The organism is Gemmobacter megaterium, from assembly GCF_900156815.1.
Taxonomy (GTDB): domain Bacteria; phylum Pseudomonadota; class Alphaproteobacteria; order Rhodobacterales; family Rhodobacteraceae; genus Wagnerdoeblera; species Wagnerdoeblera megaterium.
In genome coordinates this window covers 287,982-309,945 of sequence record NZ_FTOT01000004.1, presented here as the reverse complement: position 1 = coordinate 309,945, position 21,964 = coordinate 287,982, and the positions used below count along the sequence as shown (strand labels likewise).

Here is a 21,964-nt window from a genome sequence, read left to right as displayed (position 1 = left end):
GTGGCTGTGGATAGAATCAGACCAATCGCGGCCCGTCGGGACAGGGTCGGGGCTGGCAAGGTCGAAACAAGGGCAGGCGGCAGGACAATGGCTTTGAATCTTATCATGCAAGACGACGGGGCCGAGCTGAAACCCCGGATCACGGTGTTCGGTGTCGGTGGCGCTGGCGGCAATGCGGTCAACAACATGATCGACCAGCAGCTTGAGGGGGTCGATTTCGTCGTTGCAAACACCGACGCCCAGGCGCTGGCCCAGAGCCGCGCCCCGCATCGCGTGCAACTGGGGGCCCGCGTGACCGAAGGTCTGGGGGCCGGTGCCAAGCCGCAGATCGGTGCCGCCGCGGCAGAAGAATCCATCGAGCAGATTGTCGATCACCTGGCCGGTGTGCACATGTGCTTCATCACCGCCGGAATGGGCGGGGGCACCGGCACCGGCGCGGCCCCGATCATCGCCCAGGCGGCGCGCGAACTGGGCGTGCTGACCGTGGGGGTCGTGACCAAGCCCTTCGCGTTTGAAGGCGCCAAGCGGATGCGGCAGGCCGAAGATGGCGTCGAGGCGCTGCAAAAGGTTGTCGATACGCTGATCATCATCCCCAACCAGAACCTGTTCCGGCTGGCGAATGAAAAGACCACCTTCACCGAAGCCTTCGCCATGGCCGACGACGTGCTGTATCAGGGCGTCAAGGGCGTGACGGATCTGATGGTGCGGCCCGGCCTGATCAACCTGGACTTTGCCGACGTGCGCTCGGTGATGGACGAAATGGGCAAGGCCATGATGGGCACCGGCGAGGCCGAAGGCGCCAACCGCGCCATCGAGGCTGCCGAGAAGGCGATTGCCAACCCGCTGCTGGACGAAATCAGCCTGCACGGCGCCAAGGGTGTGCTGATCAACATCACCGGCGGCTATGATCTGACCCTGTTCGAACTGGACGAGGCTGCCGGCCTGATCCGCGAAAAGGTGGACCCGGACGCCAATATCATCGTGGGCTCGACCATGGACCCGACGATGGAAGGCCGGATCCGCGTGTCGGTCGTGGCAACAGGGATCGACGCGACCGCAGCGAATGCCGCGCAGCCCCGCGCCAGCGGTACGCTTGCCCAGCCGCGCGCGGCCGCCAGCTTCGTGGCTCCGACGCAGGCGCCTGCACCGGCCCCCGCGCCGCAACCGGCTGCTCCGGCGGCATTCCAGCCTGCAGCGCCTGCGCCGCAGCAGTACCAGCCGCAGGTCGAGGACGACCTGCCTGCGCAGGATCTGTTCCACGCCGCTGCCGCCCCCGCGCCGCGTGCCCAGCCGGTGGCCCAGCATGTCGAACCCGATGTGCCAGAGCCGGTCTACCGGCCCGAGGCCCGCGCGCCGCAACCGCAACCCGTGGCCCGTCCGGCCCCGCCGTCGATCGAGGCCGATGCCGGTACCTTTGTGGCGCCGCGCCGGTCGCCTGCCGGGACGCCGTCGCCCGAAGCCCTGGCCCGTTTGCGCGATGCCGTCTCCAAGACGCCCGCCGCCGCGCCGATGCAGCAGGCCCGCATGACCGCCGCAGCGCCGCAACCCAGCCAGCCGCGCGTCGAAGAACCGGCCCGGTCGCGCTTTGGGCTTGGGTCGCTGATCGGTCGCATGGCAGGCCAGGCCGGAGCTGCGCCCGAACCGGGGCAGCCGCAATCGGCCCCGCAGGCGGCCCGCGTGCAGCCGCAGCCCCCTGCCCATGCCGCCTATGATGACGAGCAGGACCATGAACAGGACCGGATCGAAATTCCGGCCTTCCTGCGCCGACAGGCCAACTAAGCCAGTGGTGCACCTTGTGGAAAGGCCGGGTTTTCCCGGCCTTTTTCTTTTGAAAACAAAGCGTTGGAAGCGGCCTTGCCAAATGTTTCAGCCCTGTTACACACCGTCGCAAAGCGTGAGTTGCTGACAGAGCCGCTGCAAATTATCTAACATTGGCGCAATAGGTTCGTGGGGACGACCAAGGGCGCGATGCCGGGCCATGCCCGTCGCATCAAGGGATTGAGCGGGCCATCCGGCCCATATGGGGTGTAACGTGCAGAGCAGCCTTATCTCGGCAGTCGTGTTCGACGGTGTCGGCCTGCATTCCGGCGCTCCGGTCCGCATGGTTGTGCGGCCCGCTCCGACCGATCATGGCGTGGTTTTCCTGCGGACCGATCTGCCCGTCGGACAGGCCCGCATTCCGGCGCGGTGGAACGCGGTGGTGCCGTCGAAACTGTGCACCTTGCTGGCCAATTCACAGGGTGCAACCGTTTCCACCATCGAACATGTGATGGCCGCACTGGCGGGCTGTGGCATTTCCAATGCGCTGATCGAGATTGACGGGCCCGAAGTGCCGATTCTGGATGGCTCTGCCGAACCGTTCGTCCGTGGCTTTCTGGCGTCGGGTGTCGCGGCGCAGTCTGCTCCGGTGCTGGCGGTCAAGGTGTTGCGCGCCGTCGAGGTACGCGAGGGCGAGGCCATCGCGCGGCTGGAACCGTCTGACAGCATCGAGATGGATTTCACCATCGACTTTACCGACGCTGCCATCGGCCGTCAGGAAAAACACCTGAATCTGTCGAACGGCACGTTTGTGCGCGAGTTGTGCGACAGCCGCACCTTCTGCCGCCAATCCGATGTGGATGCGATGCGCGCCAGTGGTCTGGCGCTTGGTGGAACGCTGGAAAATGCCGTGGTGGTCGAGGGCGACCGCGTGCTGTCGCCCGGCGGCCTGCGGCACAGGGATGAGCCGGTGCGCCACAAGATGCTGGACGCGCTTGGCGACCTGTCGCTGGCCGGCGGCCCGGTGCTGGGGCGCTATGTCGGTGTCCGTGCAGGCCATGCCATGACCAACCGTCTGTTGCGGCAATTGTTCGCGACACCGGGCGCCTGGGCATGGGTGGAATGCAACAGCCTGTCGGGCGGCAAGCTGCCCGGTGTCGGCGTGACGCCTGCCGACCTTCCCCGCATCACGGCCTGAACCCGCCCGACAAGGCGAAAGGCGTTTTGCGCCCCGGATTTTTATGTGCTAGGGAACGGCAAGAGGCAGCGGCAGGCCCGGTGCAACCCGCGTTTTCCAAAGGGTTGCCTGGCCGCAGGAGCAGACGATACGATGACAGGGCGGGCCAACAGGGCAAGGCTGATCGGTGCGGTGCTGGTGGTGGCGGTTCTTGCGGGCTGTGCATCCTCCAGGCAGCGGCAGGTCGAAATCGAATCGATGTCGGCGCAAGAGATCTTTGCGCTTGGCGAGCAGGCGCTGGAAAGCAGCCCGCGCCAGCCGACCGCCACGCGCTATTTTGCCGAGGTCGAGCGGCTGTATCCCTATTCCGAATGGGCCAAGCGGTCTGTGGTGATGCAGGCCTATGCCGAACACAAGCGCAAGAAGTACGAAGACGCCCGCGCAGCCGCGCAACGGTATCTGGATCTGTATCCCGGCGACGAGGATTCGGCCTGGGCGCAGTATATCCTCGCCATTTCCTATTATGACGAGATCGACGAGATCGGCCGCGATCAGGGCCTGACCTTCCAGGCGCTTCAGGCGCTGCGCGTGGTCATCGAGGAATATCCCGACAGCGAATATGCCAAATCGGCCATGCTGAAATTCGACCTTGCCTTTGACCATCTGGCTGGCAAGGAAATGGAGATCGGGCGCTTTTACCTGCGTCAGGGGCATTATACCTCTGCCATCAACCGTTTCCGCGTGGTGGTGGAACAGTTCCAGACCACGACGCACACACCCGAGGCGCTGCACCGGCTTGTCGAAAGCTACCTCGCGCTGGGTTTGACCGACGAGGCGCAGACAGCGGCGGCGATCCTGGGCCACAACTTCAAGGGCTCTCCGTTCTATGACGACAGCTATCGCCTGCTGACCGGCCGTGGCCTGAATGCCGAAGCGCGCGGACAGGGCTGGCTGAGCCAGATCTACCGCCAGTCCGTTCAGGGCCTATGGCTGTGATGCAACAGGGGCGGGGGGCGACCCTCGCGGGCTGACAGAAATGCTGCGCGCCTTGATGATCCGCGACATGCTGCTGATCGACCGGCTGGACCTTGTGTTCCAGCCGGGCCTCAACGTGCTGACCGGAGAGACGGGGGCAGGCAAGTCCATCTTGCTGGATTGTCTGGGCTTCGTGCTGGGCTGGCGCGGCCGTGCCGATCTGGTGCGGCAAGGCGCCGATCTGGGCGAGGTGGTGGCGGAATTCGACCTGCCGCCAGGGCATCCGGCCCATGCCGTGCTGGAGGATGCCGGGATTACGGTCGAGGATGGTCTGATCCTGCGCCGCACCGTCACGCCCGAAGGCCGCCGTCAGGCTTGGGTCAACGATCGCCGCGCGGGGGCAGAGCTGCTGCGCAACCTGTCCGACGGTCTGGTCGAATTGCACGGACAGCATGATGACCGTGGGCTGCTGGACCCGCGCGGGCATCGCCAGTTGCTGGATCAGTTCGCGGGCAGCGCGGATCTGTTGGTGCAGGTGCGCGCGGCCTGGCAGTCGCTGTCGCAGGCCCGCAAGGCGCGGACCGAGGCAGACGCCCGGCTGGCCGCCCTGCGTGCCGAAGAGGAGTTTCTGCGCCACGCCGTGGCCGAACTGGACAAGTTGAACCCTGAACCCGGCGAGGATGCCGTTCTCGATACCCGCCGCCGCACCCTGCAAGCCGCGGCGAAGGTGCGCGAGGATGTGGCGCGCGCCGTGCAGGCGCTGTCGATCCAGGGGGCCGAGGGGGCGATGCGCGATGCACAGCGTTGGCTGGAAGGCGCGTCGGATCGTGCGGCCGAGGCGCTGGAAGGGCGGCTTGATGCCCCGCTTGAGGCTTTGGCCCGTGCCACCATCGAACTGGCCGATGCCCAGGCCGGCGTCGAACGTGCTCTTGATGCGCTTGATATGGATCCGGCGGAACTGGAACGTGCCGAGGAACGCCTGTTCGCCATTCGGGCACTTGCCCGCAAGCATTCGGTTTTGCCCGACGATCTGGGAGGGCTGGCGCAGGACCTGCGCGCGCGCCTTGGCGCGCTGGACGGGTCTGCCCGCGACATGGCCGCCTTGGAACAGGCCGAGACGCAGGCGTCAGATACACACCGCGCCGCCTGCGCGGCGCTGACGGCCTTGCGGACCGAAGCGGCGGGGCGGCTTGATGCCGCCATGGCAGGCGAGCTTGCGCCGCTCAAGATGGAGCGGGCGGTGTTCCGCACCGTGATCACGCCCGACGCGCCAGGCGGCGATGGGGCGGACACTGTTGCCTTTACCGTGGCCACGAACCCCGGTGCGCCGTCGGGTGCGCTGAACCGCATTGCCTCTGGCGGGGAACTGTCGCGGTTCCTGCTGGCGCTGAAAGTCTGCCTGACCCAAGGCGCCGCAGGGCTGACGTTGATCTTCGACGAGATCGACCGGGGCGTCGGCGGTGCGACGGCAGATGCCGTTGGCCGCCGCCTGCGCCGCCTGGCGGACGAGGCGCAGGTCTTGGTCGTGACCCATTCGCCGCAGGTCGCGGCCCTGGGCGCGCATCACTGGCGGGTGGAAAAGCGGGTGCAGGGGGAAACGACGCGGTCTACCGTCGTTCCCTTGTCGCCGCCCGAGCGGGTGGACGAGGTGGCGCGAATGATTTCGGGCGATCACGTGTCCGATGCCGCGCGCGAGGCGGCGCGCAGTCTGCTGAACGCCTGACACTGGCCCCTGCCGCAAGAGGGATGTAGCCTGCGCGCGAGACTCGCGCAAAGGAACCTGCCATGACCGATATCGCTGCCATCGAAGCCGCCGCAAAGCGGCTGAAGGGCGTTGCGCGGCGCACGCCGCTGCTGTCCTCGCCGTTTCTGGACGAGATCGCGGGGCGGCGTGTGTTCGTCAAGGCAGAGTGTCTGCAACATACCGGATCGTTCAAATTCCGTGGCGCATGGTCCGCCGTATCGGCCTTGGCGCCCGAGGTGCGGGCCAGGGGGGTGCTGGCCTATTCCAGCGGCAACCACGCGCAAGGGGTTGCCATGGCAGCGGCGCGGCATGGGGTTGCTTCGGTCATCATCATGCCCAAGGATGCCCCTGCGCTGAAAATCGCCAACACCCGCGCCCTGGGGGGCGAGGTCGTGCTGTATGACCGCGCCGGCGAGAACCGCGAGGATATCGGCCAGCGTATCGCCAAGGAACGCGGGCTGACGCTGATCCGCCCCTATGACGAGCCCATGGTGATTGCCGGACAGGGCACCTGCGGCCTTGAAATCGCCGAACAGGCGGCAGAGGAAGGGATCGGTCAGGCCGATGTGCTGGTCTGCTGCGGCGGGGGCGGGCTGACCAGCGGCATCGCCCTGGCACTGGAGGCGCGAGCGCCCGGCCTGCGGGTTCGCCCGGCAGAGCCTGCGGGATTTGACGATACCGCCCGCAGCCTTGCCGCCGGGGCACCGCAGCGCAACCCGCGTATGGAAGGCTCGCTTTGCGACGCCATCGTCACGCCAGAGCCGGGCAAGATCACGTTTCCCATCCTGCAACGGCTTGCAGGGCCGGGGCTGGTGGTCTCGGATGCGCAGGCGCTGCACGCCATGGCGCTGGCCTGGCAGCGGCTGAAGATCGTGCTGGAACCCGGTGGGGCGGTGGCACTGGCCGCAGCCCTGTTCCTGCCCGACCAGGTGCAGGGCGACACGGTGATCTGCATCGCTTCGGGCGGAAACGTGGATGTAGAGGTGTTCAATCGCGCCTTGGCGCTGCTTGACGGCTAGGCGCCAGGTCACGAAACCCCACCTTGACGCCCTGTCGCCCCCCGACCTAGCCTTTCCGCATTGGAATGGCAGGCCGCAGATTTGGCGGCGGGGTGGGGTTCATGTCTGTATTTCAACCGGCCACTTTGGCGCTGATCCTGCTGGCAGCACTCGGCTATTCAGGTGCCACGATCGGGATGAAGATGGGGTCCAGCGCGGTAACGGTGCTGGCCATCGTGGTAGTGGCCGCGGGCTTTGTGCTGGCGGCGGTCTCCGAGGTCATCATCTTGCGCAGCGCCGATCTTGGCATCGTGTATATTTCGATCATCGGGGTCGAGACGCTGATCGTGCTGACCTATGCATGGTCCATCGGCGAGGGGTTGAACCTGCGTCAACTGGGCGGTGCGGGGCTGGTGTTGGCGGGGCTTGCGGTCGTGTCGCACTGACCGGGTTGCGCCCGGCGCGGAAACGCGCAGAACTGGCCCCCTGTGGAACGGAGAGGACAGATGGACATCTGCGATCTGGGCGATATCCGGTTGCATTGGCGTCAGGATGGCGATCCTGCCGGGGCACCGGTGGTGTTTGCCAATTCGCTGGGCACCGATCTGCGGCTGTGGGACAAGGTGATCCCGCTACTGCCGCAAGGGTATCGCTATATCCGCTATGACATGCGCGGGCACGGCCTGTCGGATTGCCCGCCCGGCCCCTATGCGATGGGGGCCCTGGTGCGCGATGCGGAACGCCTGCTGGATGCCCTGTCGGTGAAAGCCTGCGTGTTCGTCGGCCTGTCCATCGGCGGCATGATCGCGCAGGGGCTGGCGGTCAAGCGGCTGGATCTGGTCCGCGCGATGGTGATCTCGAACACGGCGGCCAAGATCGGCACCGCAGAGATGTGGCAGGCGCGTATCTCTGCGGCACGGGCAGGCGGGCTGGAGGCGTTGGCAGAACCTGTCATGGAGCGCTGGTTCTCGCGGCGGTTCCGGCAAGAGGCGGAACTGGCGGGCTGGCGCAACATGCTGACCCGGACACCGCTGGAGGGGTATGTCGGCTGTTGCGCCGCCATTGCGGGCACCGATTTCTATACGCCGACCTCTGGTCTGACGCTGCCGACCCTGGCGATTGCCGGATCCGAGGATGGATCGACCCCGGCCGATCTGGTGCGGGAAACCGCCGATCTGATACGGGGCGCCGAGTTCCATCTGATCCGTGGCGCAGGCCATCTGCCTTGTGTCGAGGCGCCCGACGCCTTTGCCGCGCGAGTGACGCAGTTTCTGGAACGGGTCGGGCATATGCAGGGCGGTGGCTGCGGCCACGATCATCACCCGCATCATGGGCATCATCACTGATGGCACGGTTTCTGTTGATTCACGGCTCTTGCCATGGCGCATGGTGCTGGCGCGATACCATTCCGGCGCTGGAGGCTCTGGGCCATCAGGTGCAGGCCATCGACTTGCCGGGCCATGGTCTGGATCCGACCCCGCGCGAGGGGGTGACGCTGGATGCCTATGCCCGCGCGATCTGCGCTGCGCTGCGCGAGCCGACCATCGTGCTGGGCCATTCGATGGGGGGCTATCCCATCACGGCGGCGGCCGAGATGGACCCGACCCATGTTCAGGCGTTGGTCTATCTGTGTGCCTATCGTCCGGTGTCTGGCATGTCGCTGGGGGATATGCGGCGGGCAGGGCCACGCCAGCCCTTGCGCCCGGCAATACGGGTGGATGGCGCCGTCTTTACCTTTGATCCGGCGATGGCGGGGCTGTTCTATCACGATTGCGCGCCCGACACGGTGGCATGGGCCCTGTCGCATCAGACACCGCAGCCCATAGCGCCGCAGGAGACGCCGCTGATGCTGACGGACCGCTCGGCAGCCTTGCCGCAGTTCTATATCCGCTGTGTCGAAGACCGGGCCATTCCGCCAGAGTACCAACTGACCATGGCCGAAGGGCTGCCAGAGGGGCATCTGAGCGATATGGATGCGTCGCATTCCCCGTTCCTGTCGATGCCGGGGGCGCTTGCTGCGCGGCTGGACCGGATCGCCGCTGCGCTTCAGGTGCGGGGCATGGCCAGCCGAACGGTGTTGCTGCCACGCTGATAGGAAAGATCGGCTTGGCCAATGGCGACAACGCGGCCACCGTCCAGCCGGTCGCCGACCTTGACGCGCACCAGACGGCCACTGCTTTCGCGCACCAGCGCATAGCGGCTGTTCGACGTGCCGAACACACCGATCAGGTTGATACGGCCAAGATTCAGCGCCCCGGTCACGGTCGCCTGTCGGGCCACCGACGCCCGCGTCGGGATGCTGGGCGCGGCGCGCGGCGTGTCGGGCTCTCCATCGTCAAAGGCATCGTCGCTGCGGCTGGCCACGGCGGGCGCCACGCGGGGCTGCGCCACGGCTGCGGCCACGGCGGTTTGCACCGTGCTGGAGAAATTGGCCGGGCGCGCTGGTGGGCGACGGGTCGGCGCAAGGGCAGATACCGTCTCGATCTGGGCTGCGGTCGACGCGGCGGCGGCAGCCGCTGCTGCGGCTTCGGCCAGACGGCGGGTCTGTTCTGCCTCTGCGGCTGCGGAGGCTGCGGCAGCGATCGCCGCCGGTCGTGCCGGCGGGCGGCGGCTGGCGAACCCGGTGCCCTCGTCGGTAAAGGCGGGAAGCGCCCCCTCTTGTGCCGCAGGATCGCCGGTCTCGGGCGCGGGCTCAGGGGCCAGACCCGCAGGGCGCGTCCGCGGACGGCTCCGCGCAACAGTGTCGTCGGGCTGAAACGCCCCGGCGACTTCGGGGGGCTGCGACGGCGGGGGCTCTGTTGGCGCGATAACGATCTCTGCAGGCGCGCTGGACGCGGCGTCCGGCTCTGGTTCTGGTGTGGCGGACGCAGGGGCCGGTGGATCGGTTTCAGGACGGGCCGGCGGGATGATTGCCGGGCGCCCTGCAACCAGACGCACCCCATCCGGGGTGATCACGCCTTCGGCTGTGGGCAGGATATTGCCCTCGGCATCGAACTGATACAGCGCCCCATAGGCCGGAAGCACGACCGGAGCTGATGGGGGAAGGTCCGCATTCGCGGCAGAGGTCGCGGCCAGCCGGGCCCGTGGCGTCGCATCCAGCGCCTGATCCGGCAGCGGCAGTGTCAGCTCCTCGACATCGCCGCCATCCGGGCCACGCACCGAGGTGGCGACATCCAGTGCCGCATCGGCCCCTGCGGGCGCGGGATCCGGCGTGGCGGTCTCTGTCGTTGGGGCGCTCTCGGCCTCCGGCTCGGGGGCGGCGACGGGTTCCGGCTCTATCGTCGCGGCCAGCGTCTCGGGGGCGGGATCCTCGGCAGAGGCGGTGGCGGGTTCGGTGACATCCGGGTCGGCCGGGCTGTCCGGGGCGGGATCGGCCGCAATGACTTCGGCCTCTGTCTCTGGCGACAAGGCCGCGTCTTGCGGAGCATCCAGCACCATGGCGGCCCAGACTGCGACCACCAGCAGGATCACCAGAAGCAGCGCCGTCAGGGCCAACCCCAGAAAACGCGGCTTGCCGCCGATGCGGGCCTGTCGCTGGCCAAAGACGGTCATCGCCTCGGCTTCGGACTTGGGATGCGGCACATTCGGCTGGGTCGCCGACGGCGGAAGCGGCGGCGGTGGCGGTGCGCTGACAGGTCGGGCAACCGGGGCTTTGGATTTGCCTTTTGCCGTGCGGGACGACTTGCCAAGCGCCTTTTGCACCTTGTCGCTCAGCGCGGGGGCTGCGCCCCGGTCGGACCGGGCTGCCGCTGCTGCGCGCAGGACCGATTTTGCCGGTGCAGGCGGCACATCATCGCCAGCGGTCGAAACGCCAAGCCTTGCGGGCCATCCGCTAGAGACCGGGGCAGGGGACACATCGGGTGCCTTTGGCGTCAGCGAGGCTGCCAAGGCCGCCTTGGCCGAGGCAAGCGGATCGGGGTCGGTTTCGCCTTGCCAGCCATTCACCGGATCGACGTCTTCGATCATCGGCGCTTCGGGTACCGGATCGGGTGGCAATTCCTGCGGCGCCGGTTGCGGTTGGGGATCGGTCGCCGGAGGCACCATTTCGGGCTCTGGCTCCGGCAGCGGGTCATGCACCGGCGGAACGGCGACAGGCTCCGGCACGGGTGCCGGGTCGGCGGGTGGATTTTCCGGGACAGACGGGGCCGGATCGGGAACCGGCTCTGGCACAGGATCGGCCGGAAGGGGCGCTGGCGCGGGTGCGCCCGGATCAGGCAGATCGGCGGGGGTCGGTGCGTCGGGCGGGCTGGCTGCCGGGCTGGGCGGCGGCCCCTGATCCTCGTCGCTATCCGTGGCTGGGAGGTCGGCATCCCCTGTTGCGTTCGTCGCGGCGCTGATGGCGCCTTCCTCGACCTGTGGTTCGGCAATGGTCGCGTCGTCCGCTACGGGGGACAAGTCGGACACGACCCGGATCGGATCCTGATCGCGCACAACCTTGTCGCCCTCTGCCACGATGGCGGGCGCGGCATCTGTCAGGCCGAACCAGGGTTCCGCGGCGAATCCGCCCGGATCGGGCATCGCCACAAAGGACACGGGGTTGAACCCGTGTTCCACCGCGAATGCCTCTGCCTGTGCCAATGTCTCACGGGCGACGGCCGCAACATGCACCATGTCGCCGGTGCCCGACCAGTCGAAGGCGAGTTCTGACAGGTCATAGGGCGTCTGCCCGTCCAGCGCGGCGGCGATCTGGGCCCGGCGCTGTGCAGCTTTGGGGCCGGGCGCGTGCACCGTCGAATACAGGATTTCGCTGTTCGGGATGACCACCTTGGTGGTGACCCCCTGCGGCTCCAGCTCCAGGGCAGAGCTGCGCAGAAGACCGAGAGCCTCGGTCAGCTCGGGATCGTCCTGAGCGACGGTCCCGATGGAAAGCCAACCGGATGGCGTGCGGTGCAGCAGGCCGATCATATCGTTGGCGAACGTCAAGGCGAAAGATGGCTTCATGCGTCCACTATTTACATGGTCGGGCGGCCTGGCGACAGCGTGAGGGTCGCATAGAGTGTTACCTATAGCAGGAATTCGCCGAATGAAAGGAATTCTGCCAGGGTTTCCTTGCGTATCGGCCTCACAACACTGAAATCCATCCGAAAAGGAGTATGAACATGCGATTGAAAACGGTTTCCGTGCTGGCAATGGGCCTGGCTGCGGCGCTGGCGGTGCAGATGGCCGCGAGTCCGGCGCTTGCCGATACGGCCAAGCCCCGCATCACCGTCATGGGCGAGGGGCGGGTCGATGCGCGCCCCGATATGGCCACGATCACGCTGGGGGTAACGACACAAGGCGATACCGCTGCCGCCGCATTGGCCGAGAACAGCACCCGGCTGGCGGCGGTTCTGGCACAGCTCAAGGCCGCAGGTGTGGCAGAACGCGATCTGCAAACCTCGGGCCTGAACCTGGGCCCCCGCATGGACTATAGCCGCGATGGCGAGCCTCCCAAGGTCATTGGCTACGAAGTCTCGAATCAGGTGACGGTGCGGGTGCGTGATCTGGCGGCGCTGGGGGGCATTCTGGACAAGGCCGTCGGCGATGGCGCGAACACCTTTCAGGGCCTGAGCTTCGGGCTGGCCGATGCCACCAGCGCATTGGATGCGGCACGGGTCAATGCCGTCACAGAGGCGGCACGCAAGGCCGCGATGATGGCCGAGGCTGCCGGTGCAAAGCTTGGCCCGGTGATCGAGATGTCTGAAACGGGCGGCATGGCCGATCCGGTTCCGATGTATCGCAGGGGGGCCGTGGCCATGGCCGCCGAAGCCGTCCCCGTCGAAGGTGGCGAAGTGACCTATACCGTCAACGTCACCATGACCTGGGAACTGACCGCGCCCTGACCCCGGCCCGATGCGGCGCCGGCCCCGGCCGGTTGCCGTATCGCCAGACCGGAACCTGATGGATCAGCCGGGCAGCGGTGCGCCGCTGTCCAGGCCGGGGCCGCTGCGCGCGGCCTCTATCCGTTGCCACAGTGGCGTTCCGGCCGAACCGTCGGCCCAGACCCCGGTCAACGCATAGCGAAAGCGCGGAGACCGGGCGGCCTCGTGCTCGATCCGTTCAATCACCCTGCTGCCGTTTGCCGTGATCACATCTTCAAGCGGGCCGGCGGCGATCAGTGCGGCCTCTTCGGCGCTGGTCGCCAAGGCAAGGCACCCCAAGACCGCGTCCAGGCACAAGTCCGGCGCGTGCCGCGCCAGGGCGCCGAACAGCGCAAAGGTCCAGAACTCTGCATGGCTTTCAGGCGCCTCGGCAGATTGCGTGGCGCGCAGCCAGCCCATCCAGCGTTCGGCAAACCGCGCGACCGGCAGATCGCCCGGCGGCAGGGCATCGGGTGCCACCCCAAGCGCCTCGGCCACCAGGTCGCGCGGAATGGCGCTCACGCCATCATCTCCTTGGTCGCGGTCAGTTTCAGCGCCGGATAATCGCGGATCACGCGGTCGATGTCCCATTGCAGGCGGGTCAGAAAGACCATGTCGCCGTCATTGTCCACCGCGATATGCTGCTTGTTGACGTTGATCAGCTTGTCCATCTCGTCCTGCGGACCGGCGATCCAGCGGGCGGAGGTGAAGCCAGATCCCTCGAAGCGCACCGGGATGCCGTATTCAATTTCGATCCGGCTGGCCAGCACGTCGAATTGCAGAGCACCGACCACACCGACAATGAAGCCGGACCCGATCATCGGCTTGAACACCTTGGCCGCGCCTTCCTCGGCGAATTGCATCAGCGCCTTTTCCAGATGCTTGGCCTTCATCGGGTCGGTGGCGCGCACCGATTGCAGCAACTCCGGCGCAAAGCTGGGGATGCCGGTGAAGCGCAGCGCCTCGCCTTCGGTCAGGGCATCGCCAATGCGCAACTGGCCATGGTTGGGGATGCCGATGATGTCGCCCGCCCATGCCTCTTCGGTCAACTCGCGGTCGGCGGCCAGGAACAGCACCGGGTTGGTCACGGCCATCGGCTTCTTCGACCGTACATGCAGCATCTTCATGCCGCGCTCGAAATGTCCCGATGCCAGGCGGACAAAGGCCACGCGGTCGCGGTGCTTGGGGTCCATGTTGGCCTGCACCTTGAAGACAAAGCCGGTCACAGGCGTTTCCTCGGCGCCCACCATACGCTCGGACGCCTTTTGCGGCTGCGGCTCGGGACCGAAATTTCCGATCCCCTCCATCAGTTCCTTGACGCCAAAGGAATTGATGGCCGACCCGAACCAGATCGGCGTCATCGACCCGTTGAGGAATGCGGCACGGTCAAAGGCGGGCAGCAGCTCGCGCGCCATCTCCACCTCTTCGCGCAGCTTCGCCAGCAGATCCGCGGGGATGTGGTCGGCCAGCTTCGGATCGTCCAGCCCGGTGATCTGGACGGTTTCCGCCACCTTGTTGCGGTCGGCCCGGTCCATGAGTTCCAGCCGGTCGTTCATCAGGTCATAGGCGCCCAGAAACTCGCGCCCCGATCCGATGGGCCAGCTTGCAGGCGCCACGTCGATGGCCAGATTCTCCTGGATCTCGTCGATGATCTCGAATGTATCGCGGCTTTCGCGGTCCATCTTGTTGCAAAAGGTCAAGATCGGCAGATCGCGCAGGCGGCAGACCTCGAACAGTTTGCGCGTCTGGCTTTCCACCCCCTTGGCGCCGTCGATCACCATGATCGCGGCATCCACGGCGGTCAGCGTGCGATAGGTATCTTCCGAGAAATCCGAGTGGCCGGGCGTATCGACCAGATTGAACCGGAATTCGCGGTAGTCGAACGACATGGCCGAGGCCGAGACCGAGATGCCCCGGTCCTGTTCCAGCTTCATGAAGTCCGACCGCGTGCGCCGCGCCTCGCCCTTGGCGCGCACCTGACCGGCCATCTGAATGGCGCCGCCGAACAGCAGGAACTTTTCGGTCAGTGTGGTTTTCCCCGCATCCGGATGTGCGATGATCGCAAAAGTCCGGCGGCGGGCGATTTCGGGCGGAAGGGGGGGGCGATTGTCCAGCATGGCCGGGATATACGGTGCGTGCGCCCACGCGGCAAGATCGCTTGCGCCCTTTGGCTGATGCGGCACGGGCGCAAGCACGCCCCGGCGCGAAACGGCGCATGGCGCACATGGATCGAACATCCCCGGTGCAGGTGGGCGGCATCAGGCCACGCCAGGGCGGATAGCCCCCTTTTCCGGGCGGAATGTGGCGGAAACCGCAGCAACCGTGAAGGCGTGAATTTCCCGAGAGCCTGAGTGATCAGGTGGGCGCCAGATACCAGGACCAGGATCCTGGCAGAGCCAGCCCCCTCGGAAATGCTTATCGGCCACTGGAAAAGGGCCTCGCACGCGAAGAGCAGTAACCGCCACCCCAACAGGTAAGGCGGTGCCTGCCGTGATGCAAGGGGATCGGGGCGCAATATGACGGCTGTCGTCGGCCCGGCGCTGGTCCGGCCGGGCCGGCCGTGATCCGTCACGCTCTGGCGTAGTCAGTCGTGTGGCCTGGCCTGCGTAGCCGGGGCCTGATCTGGCCGCGTCGTGCCGCGACTCCGGCGCTGGTGTCCCTCAGATGAACCGGCTATGCCAGAGCCGAACCGGCAAGGAGGCTGCCTTGGACATTCGCGCAATCCTGATGGGTCTGGTCTTTGCCTTGATGTGGTCCTCGGCCTTTACTTCGGCGCGGATGATCGTGGTGGATGCGCCACCGCTGACCGCACTTGCATTGCGGTTTCTGCTGTCGGGGGTGATCGGCGTGGGGCTGGCGCTGCTGCTGGGCCAGAGCTGGCGGCTGACGCGCCCGCAATGGCGTTCGACGATTGTCTTCGGCCTGATGCAGAACGCGGCCTATCTGGGGCTGTATTTCCTTGCGATGCAACGCATTGGCGCCTCTGTCGCGGCGATCATCGCCTCGACCATGCCGCTGATGGTGGCGCTTGCGGGCTGGGCCGTCTATCGCGACCGGCTGCGCCCGATGGCGGTGGCGGGCCTGATCGTCGGTTTTGGCGGGGTTGTTCTGATCATGGGCGCCCGATTGCAAGGCGGGGTGGATGCGGTCGGCATCGCCTTGTGCATCATCGGTGCGATGGCGCTGACCATTGCCACGCTGTCGGTGCGCGGTGCCTCGGGGGCGCCGGGAAACCTGCTGATGATCGTGGGGTTGCAGATGCTGGTCGGGTCTGCGGCGACCGGCGTTTTTGCCCTGCTGTTCGAAAGCTGGGAGGTGCGCTGGTCGATGCGGCTGGTGCTGGCCTTTCTCTATACAACGCTTGTACCGGGGTTGCTGGCGACCTGGGTCTGGTTTGCCCTTGTGGCCCGGATCGGCGCGGTCAAGGCCGCGACCTTTCACTTTCTCAACCCGTTCTTCGGCGTGCTGATTGCCTGGGTGCTTTTGGGCGAGCGGATCGGCCTGATGGATGTGATGGGGGTTGCCATCATCGCCGCTGGCATTCTTGCCGTGCAGCTGTCCCGTCAGACGGCGGCGCGCTGACCGGGCGGCACCTGGTCCCAAGTCGTGGGGTGGCTCGGGGGCATTGCGGGAATGCCCCCTGCCTTGTGTCAGTCCAAGGCCTTGAGCACATCGCCGAGCGTGCCGATCAACTCGTCGATCTGCGCTTTCGAGATGATCAGCGGCGGTGACATGGCGATGATATCGCCCGTGGTGCGGATCAGGATGCCCTTGTCATAGGCCGCCAGGAACGCGGCAAAGGCGCGTTTGGTCGGCTCGCCCGCGATCGGCTCAAGCTCTACCGCGCCGATCAGGCCCGAGTTGCGGATGTCGATGACATGCCGCACCCCTTTCAGCGAATGCAGCGCATCCTCCCAATAGGGGGCAAGCTCGGCGGCGCGCTCGAACAGGCCCTCTTCCTTGTAGGTTTCCAGCGTGGCGATGCCTGCGGCGCTGGCAATGGGGTTGCCCGAATAGGTATAGCCGTGGAACAGCTCGATCATATGCTCGGGGCCTTGCATGAAGGCATCGTGCACCTCGGCCGAGGTCAGGACGGCGCCCATGGGGATCACGCCGTTCGTCAGGCCCTTGGCGGTGGTCATCATGTCGGGAACGACATCGTAATACTGCGCGGCGAACGGGGCGCCCAGGCGGCCAAAGCCGGTGATCACCTCGTCAAAGATCAGCAGGATGCCGTGCTTTTTCGTGATGGCGCGCAGTTTTTCCAGATACCCCTTGGGCGGCATCAGCACGCCGGTGGAGCCGGCCATCGGCTCGACGATCACGGCGGCGATGGTTTCCGGGCCATGCAGCGCAACGATGCGTTCCAGATCATCCGCCAGATTGGCACCATGTTCGGGCTGGCCGCGGGTAAAGGCGTTCTGGTCGGGCAGGTGGGTATGGGGCAGGTGATCGACCCCGGCCAGCAGCGTGCCAAAGAACTTGCGGTTGTTGACGATCCCGCCCACCGAGATGCCGCCAAAGTTCACGCCATGATAGCCGCGCTCGCGCCCGATCAGCCGGGTGCGGGTGCCCTGACCCTTGGCGCGGTGATAGGCGATGGCCAGCTTCAGCGCCGTTTCCACCGACTCGGATCCCGAGTTGGTGTAGAACACATGCTCGATGCCCTTGGGGGCGATGTCGATGATGCGGTTGGCCAGTTCGAAGGCCGAAGGATGCCCCATCTGGAACGCAGGCGCATAGTCGAGTTCGGCGGCCTGTTTCTGGATGGCCTCGGTGATCTTGGGGCGGCAATGACCTGCGTTGCAGCACCACAGCCCGGCGGTGCCGTCCAGCACCTGCCGCCCGTCGGCGGTGGTATAGTGCATGTCCTTGGCCGCAACGAACATGCGGGGCGATTTCTTGAACTGCCGGTTTGCCGTGAACGGCATCCAGAAGGCGTTCAGGTCATTCGGGGTCTGCTTGCGGTCAAGCGCCATGTGGTCCCTCCGTCGGTTCCGGGGGCGCCCCGGTCAACCGTGCTGCAATCTGACCATGCGGTCAGAACGAGCCTAGCAGAGCCCCCCGGACGCCTCAAGCGGCGCTCAGCCGTTCACCCGTTCAGCCGGTCGAGCCGCGCCCGGACAGAAAGCCCATGGGCCGACAGCGATTCCGATATGGCAAGGCGTTCGGCCGATGGCCCGATGGCCGCCAGCGATTCAGGTGTCATCCGCGCCAGAGTGGTCCGTTTGAGGAAGTCCATCACCGACAGGCCGCTGGAAAAGCGGGCCGAGCGGGCCGTGGGCAGGACATGGTTCGGCCCGCCGATATAGTCGCCGATCGCCTCGGGGGTCCAGGCGCCCAGAAAGATCGCCCCGGCATGGGCGATCTGCGGCACCAGTGCCTCGGGGTCGGCCACGCAAAGCTCCAGATGTTCGGGGGCGAAACGGTTCGAGATCTCGACCGCCTCGGCCAGATCGCGGGTGGTGATCACGACGCCGAAGTCGCGCCAGCTGATACCGGCAATGGCCGCGCGGGGCAGGGTTTCCAGCCGCTTTTCCACGGCAGCGACGACCCGGTCGGCAAAAACGGGATCGGGCGTGACCAGAATGGCCTGGGCGCTTTCGTCATGTTCGGCCTGGCTGAGCAGGTCGAGTGCGATCCAGTCGGGATCATTGTCGCCATCCGCGATCACAAGAATCTCGGACGGGCCGGCGATCATGTCGATGCCGACCTTGCCAAAGACCCGCCGCTTGGCGGCGGCGACAAAGGCATTGCCCGGCCCGGTGATCTTGTCGACCGGCGCAATGGTGGCGGTGCCATAGGCCAGGGCGGCAATCGCCTGTGCCCCACCGATCCGGTAGACGGTATCCACCCCCGAGAGGCGCGCGGCCAGCAGGACCAACGGATTGACGGTGCCGTCCGGCGTGGGGCAGGCGATGACCAGCCGCGCGACGCCTGCGACCTTGGCAGGAATGGCGTTCATCAGCACCGACGAGGGATAGGAGGCAAGCCCGCCCGGCACATAGAGCCCCGCCGCCGAAACCGGCGTCCAGCGCCAGCCCAGCGTTGCGCCGGTGGCATCGGTCCACTGGGCATCCTCGGGCATCTGGCGGGCATGATAGGCCCGGATACGGTCGGCGGCCAGTTCCAGCGCGGCGCGATCTTCGGCCGTGACGCTGGCACAGGCGGCGTCGATTTCGGCCGCACTGAAGGCCAGCGTGCCGGGCGTCAGATCCAGCCGGTCGAACCGGGCGGTCAGCTCTGTCAGCGCGGCATCGCCGCGGGCGCGCACATCGGCGATGATCGCGGCGACAGTGGCATCGACATCGGACGAGTCTTCCCGCTTCATCGACAGGATGGCGGTCAGGCGCGGTTCGAAATCGGCATCGGCGGTGGTCAGGAACTGTGGCATCGGCACCCTCCGGTTTGGGCAGCGGGATAGCGGGGGGGCGGGCGTTGCGCAAGGGGAACGGCGGGGGGCCAGCCCCCCGCACCCCCCGCCAAAGGGGGCCGTCTGCCCCCTTTGGAATCCCCCGAGGGTATTGGGGGCAAGATGAAAGCCCGGATCAGCCCAACATGCGCGCGGTCATTTCGGACAGATCGCGGCTGAGGCCGGGTGTGACCTGGAGGCGGGCGAGTTCCTCGCGGATCAGGTCCTGGCGGTCGGCATCGTAGCGGGCAAGCGTCTCGAAGGCGGTGGACATGCGCGCGGCGGTCTGGGGATTGACCGGATCGAGCCGGATCAGCCAGTCGGCCACCAGCCGGTATCCGCTGCCGTCGCCCTGGTGGAACCCGGCGTGATTGGCGGCCAGCGCGCCGATCACGGCACGGAAGCGGTTGGGGTTTTTCCAGTCGAAATCGGGGCGGCTGGCCAGCCGGGCCGTGGTTTCCACGGCCAGATCGGGTTTTGCATGGCTGATCTGGACGGCGAACCATTTGTCCATCACCAGCCGGTCATGGGCCCATTGCGAGGCAAATTCCGCCAGTTCTGCGGTGCCACGACCGGATTCGATCAGGCAGCCCAGGGCGGCGATGCGGTCGGTCATGGTGCTGGCCTCTGCCCAGGCTGCGGCGGCGTGCCGGCCATCGTCGATCCGGTTCAGCAGGGCCAGAACAGTGTTGCGCAAGGCGCGCGCGCCCGCCGCTTCGGCCGTGGGGGAGAAGGGGCCGCTCTGGCGCAGGGAGGCCCAGAGGGAGGGCAGATCCGCCGACAGATGGCGGGCCAGGGTTTCGGCCATCCGGGTGCGCGCGCGATGGATGCGGTCAGGGTCGGGCACCAGCCCGGCGTCGTGCAGGGTCTGGGCCATGTCATCCTCGCCGGGCAAACGCAGGGCGAGGGCGCGGAAGGCGGGGTCGAGCGTGTCGTCGCGCAGCACGCGGGCCATGCCGTCCAGCCAGTCGGCGGCGGGGCTGGTGCCTTCGGTGATCATCCGGGCCAGAACCTGCTTGGACAGGGCGCGTCCAGCCTCCCATCTGGTGAACGGATCGGTGTCATGCGCCAGCACGAAGGCGCGGGCGGCATCGTCTTGTGGATGGTCCAGGATCACGGGGGCAGAGAAGTCGCGCAGGATGGAGGGGATGGGTCGCGCCGCGAGGCCGTCGAAGACAAACTGCTGTTCCACCTCGGTCAGCTCCAGGATGGTGGTTGGCACAACCTCGTCGCCGTTGGGGCCAAGCAGCCCCACCGCGACCGGGATGTGCAGGGGGCGCTTTTCCGGCTGTCCGGGCGTTGCGGGCAGATGTTGGGACAGGGTCAGCGTGAAGCGGCCATCGCGCCAGTCCTCGCGCACGGAAACGCGCGGCGTGCCTGCCTGTTCGTACCAACGTTTGAACTGTGTCAGGTCGCGGCCCGTTGCATCCTCGAACACCTTGAGCCAGTCCTCGATGGTGCAGGCCTGACCGTCGTGGCGGGAGAAATAGAGATCCAGCGCGCGGGCATAGCCCTCGTTCCCCACCAGCCGACGCAACATGCCGATCAGCTCGGCGCCTTTTTCGTAGACGGTTGCGGTATAGAAATTGTTGATCTCGACAAAGCTTTCGGGGCGCACCGGATGGGCGAGCGGCCCGGCATCCTCGCGGAACTGGCGGGCGCGCAGCACAAGGACATCCTCGATCCGCTTCACGGCGTGCGAGCGCATGTCGCCGGTGAACTGCTGGTCGCGGTAGACGGTGAGCCCTTCCTTGAGGCAGAGCTGGAACCAGTCGCGGCAGGTGATGCGGTTGCCGGTCCAGTTGTGGAAATACTCATGGGCGATCACGGCCTCGATCCGTTCATAATCGGTATCGGTGGCTGTCTCGGGCGAGGCGAGAACGAGCTTGGAGTTGAAAATGTTCAACCCCTTGTTCTCCATCGCGCCCATGTTGAAGTCGTCTACGGCGACAATGTTGAAAATATCCAGATCGTATTCGCGGCCATAGACCTGTTCGTCCCATTCCATCGAGCGGATCAGCGATTGCAGCGCCCAGTCGCAGCGCCCTTCGTCGCCTGGGCGGACCCAGATGTTCAACGCCACATCGCGCCCGGAGCGGGTGGTGAAACGCCCCGAATGCGCCCGCAGATCCCCCGCCACCAGAGCGAAGAGATAGGCGGGCTTGGGCCAGGGGTCGAACCAGTCGGCCCAGCCCGGTCCTTCGGCCAGCAGATTGCCGTTCGACAAGAGCACCGGCATGTCGCCCTCGACGCGGACCCGGAACGGGGCCATCACATCGGGACGGTCGGGGTAGAAGGTGATCTTGCGAAATCCTTCGGCCTCGCATTGGGTGCAATACATGCCGCCCGACATGTACAGCCCTTCGAGCGCGGTGTTCGCCTGTGGTGCGATCTCGACCTCGGCTTCCCACAGGAACGGGCCGGACGGCAGCGCAGTGGCGGGAATGCGCAGGCCGGTGGAGTCGGGCGAAATGGCCAGTGCCGTGCCGTCGATCCTGGCCGAGATCAGCCGCAGCCCTTCGCCATCCAGCCACAGATCGGCCCCCGCCTCCAGCGGGACGAAGCGGATCCGCGACAGCACGCGCGTGGCGCCCGGTGCAAGGCGGAAGGTCAGGTCCACCTCGTCCAGCCGGAACGGATAGGGGCGGTAATCGGCCAGGTGAATGGTCTGGGGCGCGGCGTCCTGCATCATTGTCTCCTTGCGGTCGTACAAGATGTAAGGGCAGGCGCGGGTCTGGGCAACTCGGGCGGTTCAGCGCCGCCGCCTGCCGGGTACGCGCGAGGTGAAGCCGGGCGGGCGCCGGGCGACCCATTCGGCAAATTTTGCCAGCCGGGGGTGGGTGCGCAGCGCCTCGGGTGTGGCATAGCTGCGGGCCAGTTCCGCCTCGGACAAGGCCGCGTGGATTTCGCGGTGGCAGATGTGGTGCATCAGCACGACCGGCCCCCTTGCGCCACCTTTCAGCTTGGGCACCAGATGGTGCAGCGATTGCGGCACGTCGGGCGGGATGGGGCGCAGGCACAAGGGGCAGATCGGGTCGGTCACGCGGGCGGTCCATCCGG

Annotated in this window: 17 protein-coding genes and 1 other RNA gene; 10 read left to right on the top strand and 8 right to left on the bottom strand. The window is 66.6% G+C overall.

The window, feature by feature from the left end:
* Positions 1-87: 87 nt before the first annotated feature.
* The 8 genes from ftsZ to BW970_RS12090 all read left to right on the top strand — a co-directional run bounded on the left by ftsZ (position 88) and on the right by BW970_RS12090 (position 8,744).
* Positions 88-1,779: a cell division protein FtsZ gene (gene ftsZ / locus BW970_RS12125; RefSeq protein ID WP_076531630.1), complete on the top strand. Its 1,692-nt coding sequence runs from the start codon at positions 88-90 to the stop codon at positions 1,777-1,779.
* Between the two features lie 253 nt (positions 1,780-2,032).
* Positions 2,033-2,956: a UDP-3-O-acyl-N-acetylglucosamine deacetylase gene (gene lpxC, locus BW970_RS12120; protein WP_076531628.1), complete on the top strand. Its 924-nt coding sequence runs from the start codon at positions 2,033-2,035 to the stop codon at positions 2,954-2,956.
* A gap of 132 nt (positions 2,957-3,088) precedes the next feature.
* Positions 3,089-3,931, top strand: a complete 843-nt coding sequence (locus BW970_RS12115) for an outer membrane protein assembly factor BamD (RefSeq protein WP_076531626.1) — start codon at positions 3,089-3,091, stop codon at positions 3,929-3,931.
* A 40-nt stretch (positions 3,932-3,971) separates the two neighbouring features.
* The gene (gene recN, locus BW970_RS12110; protein WP_076531624.1) at positions 3,972-5,633 is read left to right on the top strand and encodes a DNA repair protein RecN; all 1,662 of its coding nucleotides are present in this window, start codon (positions 3,972-3,974) and stop codon (positions 5,631-5,633) included.
* Positions 5,634-5,695: 62 nt separating this feature from the next.
* Positions 5,696-6,673 carry a threonine ammonia-lyase gene (locus tag BW970_RS12105; RefSeq protein WP_076531622.1) on the top strand — a complete coding sequence of 326 codons (978 nt, stop codon included), beginning with the start codon at positions 5,696-5,698 and terminating at the stop codon, positions 6,671-6,673.
* A gap of 101 nt (positions 6,674-6,774) precedes the next feature.
* The gene (locus BW970_RS12100) at positions 6,775-7,098 is read left to right on the top strand and encodes a 5-aminolevulinate synthase (RefSeq protein ID WP_076531620.1); all 324 of its coding nucleotides are present in this window, start codon (positions 6,775-6,777) and stop codon (positions 7,096-7,098) included.
* A 60-nt stretch (positions 7,099-7,158) separates the two neighbouring features.
* On the top strand, positions 7,159-7,998 hold the full coding sequence (gene pcaD, locus BW970_RS12095; RefSeq protein WP_076531618.1) for a 3-oxoadipate enol-lactonase: 840 nt from the start codon (positions 7,159-7,161) through the stop codon (positions 7,996-7,998).
* A complete protein-coding gene (locus BW970_RS12090) occupies positions 7,998-8,744 on the top strand; it encodes an alpha/beta fold hydrolase (protein ID WP_076531616.1) in 747 nt (248 codons plus the stop codon). Before pcaD ends, BW970_RS12090 begins: the two co-directional genes overlap by 1 nt.
* Here BW970_RS12090 and BW970_RS12085 read toward each other — a convergent pair.
* Positions 8,699-11,593, bottom strand: a complete 2,895-nt coding sequence (locus BW970_RS12085; RefSeq protein ID WP_076531614.1) for a hypothetical protein — start codon at positions 11,591-11,593, stop codon at positions 8,699-8,701. The two genes, BW970_RS12090 and BW970_RS12085, sit on opposite strands and share 46 nt — an antisense overlap.
* 158 nt (positions 11,594-11,751) lie before the next feature.
* Between BW970_RS12085 and BW970_RS12080 the strand changes: the two genes are divergently transcribed.
* Complete coding sequence (locus BW970_RS12080; RefSeq protein ID WP_144038944.1) at positions 11,752-12,474, top strand: SIMPL domain-containing protein; 723 nt, start codon at positions 11,752-11,754, stop codon at positions 12,472-12,474.
* A gap of 63 nt (positions 12,475-12,537) precedes the next feature.
* On the opposite strand, the gene BW970_RS12075 is transcribed toward BW970_RS12080, so the two are convergent.
* The 3 genes from BW970_RS12075 to ssrS all read right to left on the bottom strand — a co-directional run bounded on the left by BW970_RS12075 (position 12,538) and on the right by ssrS (position 14,953).
* Positions 12,538-13,014 (bottom strand): DUF6869 domain-containing protein, encoded by a 477-nt coding sequence (locus BW970_RS12075; protein WP_076531612.1) that lies wholly within the window; start codon positions 13,012-13,014, stop codon positions 12,538-12,540.
* Entirely contained in the window at positions 13,011-14,609 is a 1,599-nt protein-coding gene (locus BW970_RS12070; RefSeq protein ID WP_076531737.1) for a peptide chain release factor 3, read from the bottom strand. Before BW970_RS12070 ends, BW970_RS12075 begins: the two co-directional genes overlap by 4 nt.
* Positions 14,610-14,796: 187 nt before the next feature.
* Positions 14,797-14,953: non-coding RNA, 6S RNA (ssrS, locus tag BW970_RS12065), on the bottom strand.
* 245 nt (positions 14,954-15,198) lie between these two features.
* Here ssrS and BW970_RS12060 point away from each other — a divergent pair.
* The gene (locus BW970_RS12060) at positions 15,199-16,074 is read left to right on the top strand and encodes a DMT family transporter (RefSeq protein WP_076531610.1); all 876 of its coding nucleotides are present in this window, start codon (positions 15,199-15,201) and stop codon (positions 16,072-16,074) included.
* 68 nt (positions 16,075-16,142) lie between these two features.
* On the opposite strand, the gene BW970_RS12055 is transcribed toward BW970_RS12060, so the two are convergent.
* The 4 genes from BW970_RS12055 to BW970_RS12040 all read right to left on the bottom strand — a co-directional run bounded on the left by BW970_RS12055 (position 16,143) and on the right by BW970_RS12040 (position 21,947).
* Positions 16,143-17,471: an omega-aminotransferase AptA gene (locus BW970_RS12055; RefSeq protein WP_076531608.1), complete on the bottom strand. Its 1,329-nt coding sequence runs from the start codon at positions 17,469-17,471 to the stop codon at positions 16,143-16,145.
* Between the two features lie 113 nt (positions 17,472-17,584).
* Positions 17,585-18,886 carry a histidinol dehydrogenase gene (gene hisD / locus BW970_RS12050; protein WP_076531606.1) on the bottom strand — a complete coding sequence of 434 codons (1,302 nt, stop codon included), beginning with the start codon at positions 18,884-18,886 and terminating at the stop codon, positions 17,585-17,587.
* Positions 18,887-19,040: 154 nt separating this feature from the next.
* Positions 19,041-21,593, bottom strand: a complete 2,553-nt coding sequence (gene pepN / locus BW970_RS12045; RefSeq protein ID WP_076531604.1) for an aminopeptidase N — start codon at positions 21,591-21,593, stop codon at positions 19,041-19,043.
* 63 nt (positions 21,594-21,656) lie between these two features.
* Positions 21,657-21,947: an HNH endonuclease family protein gene (locus BW970_RS12040; protein ID WP_076531602.1), complete on the bottom strand. Its 291-nt coding sequence runs from the start codon at positions 21,945-21,947 to the stop codon at positions 21,657-21,659.
* Between the last annotated feature and the right edge of the window lie 17 nt (positions 21,948-21,964).

Coding starts and splice junctions, on each gene's coding strand:
- BW970_RS12070 (WP_076531737.1), bottom strand. CDS start 14,609: ATGCTGGACAATCGCCCCCCCCTTCCGCCCGAAATCGCCCGCCGCCGG.
- ftsZ (WP_076531630.1), top strand. CDS start 88: ATGGCTTTGAATCTTATCATGCAAGACGACGGGGCCGAGCTGAAACCC.
- pcaD (WP_076531618.1), top strand. CDS start 7,159: ATGGACATCTGCGATCTGGGCGATATCCGGTTGCATTGGCGTCAGGAT.
- pepN (WP_076531604.1), bottom strand. CDS start 21,593: ATGCAGGACGCCGCGCCCCAGACCATTCACCTGGCCGATTACCGCCCC.
- BW970_RS12085 (WP_076531614.1), bottom strand. CDS start 11,593: ATGAAGCCATCTTTCGCCTTGACGTTCGCCAACGATATGATCGGCCTG.
- BW970_RS12100 (WP_076531620.1), top strand. CDS start 6,775: ATGTCTGTATTTCAACCGGCCACTTTGGCGCTGATCCTGCTGGCAGCA.
- BW970_RS12055 (WP_076531608.1), bottom strand. CDS start 17,471: ATGGCGCTTGACCGCAAGCAGACCCCGAATGACCTGAACGCCTTCTGG.
- BW970_RS12115 (WP_076531626.1), top strand. CDS start 3,089: ATGACAGGGCGGGCCAACAGGGCAAGGCTGATCGGTGCGGTGCTGGTG.
- BW970_RS12090 (WP_076531616.1), top strand. CDS start 7,998: ATGGCACGGTTTCTGTTGATTCACGGCTCTTGCCATGGCGCATGGTGC.
- hisD (WP_076531606.1), bottom strand. CDS start 18,886: ATGCCACAGTTCCTGACCACCGCCGATGCCGATTTCGAACCGCGCCTG.
- BW970_RS12105 (WP_076531622.1), top strand. CDS start 5,696: ATGACCGATATCGCTGCCATCGAAGCCGCCGCAAAGCGGCTGAAGGGC.
- BW970_RS12080 (WP_144038944.1), top strand. CDS start 11,752: ATGCGATTGAAAACGGTTTCCGTGCTGGCAATGGGCCTGGCTGCGGCG.
- recN (WP_076531624.1), top strand. CDS start 3,972: ATGCTGCGCGCCTTGATGATCCGCGACATGCTGCTGATCGACCGGCTG.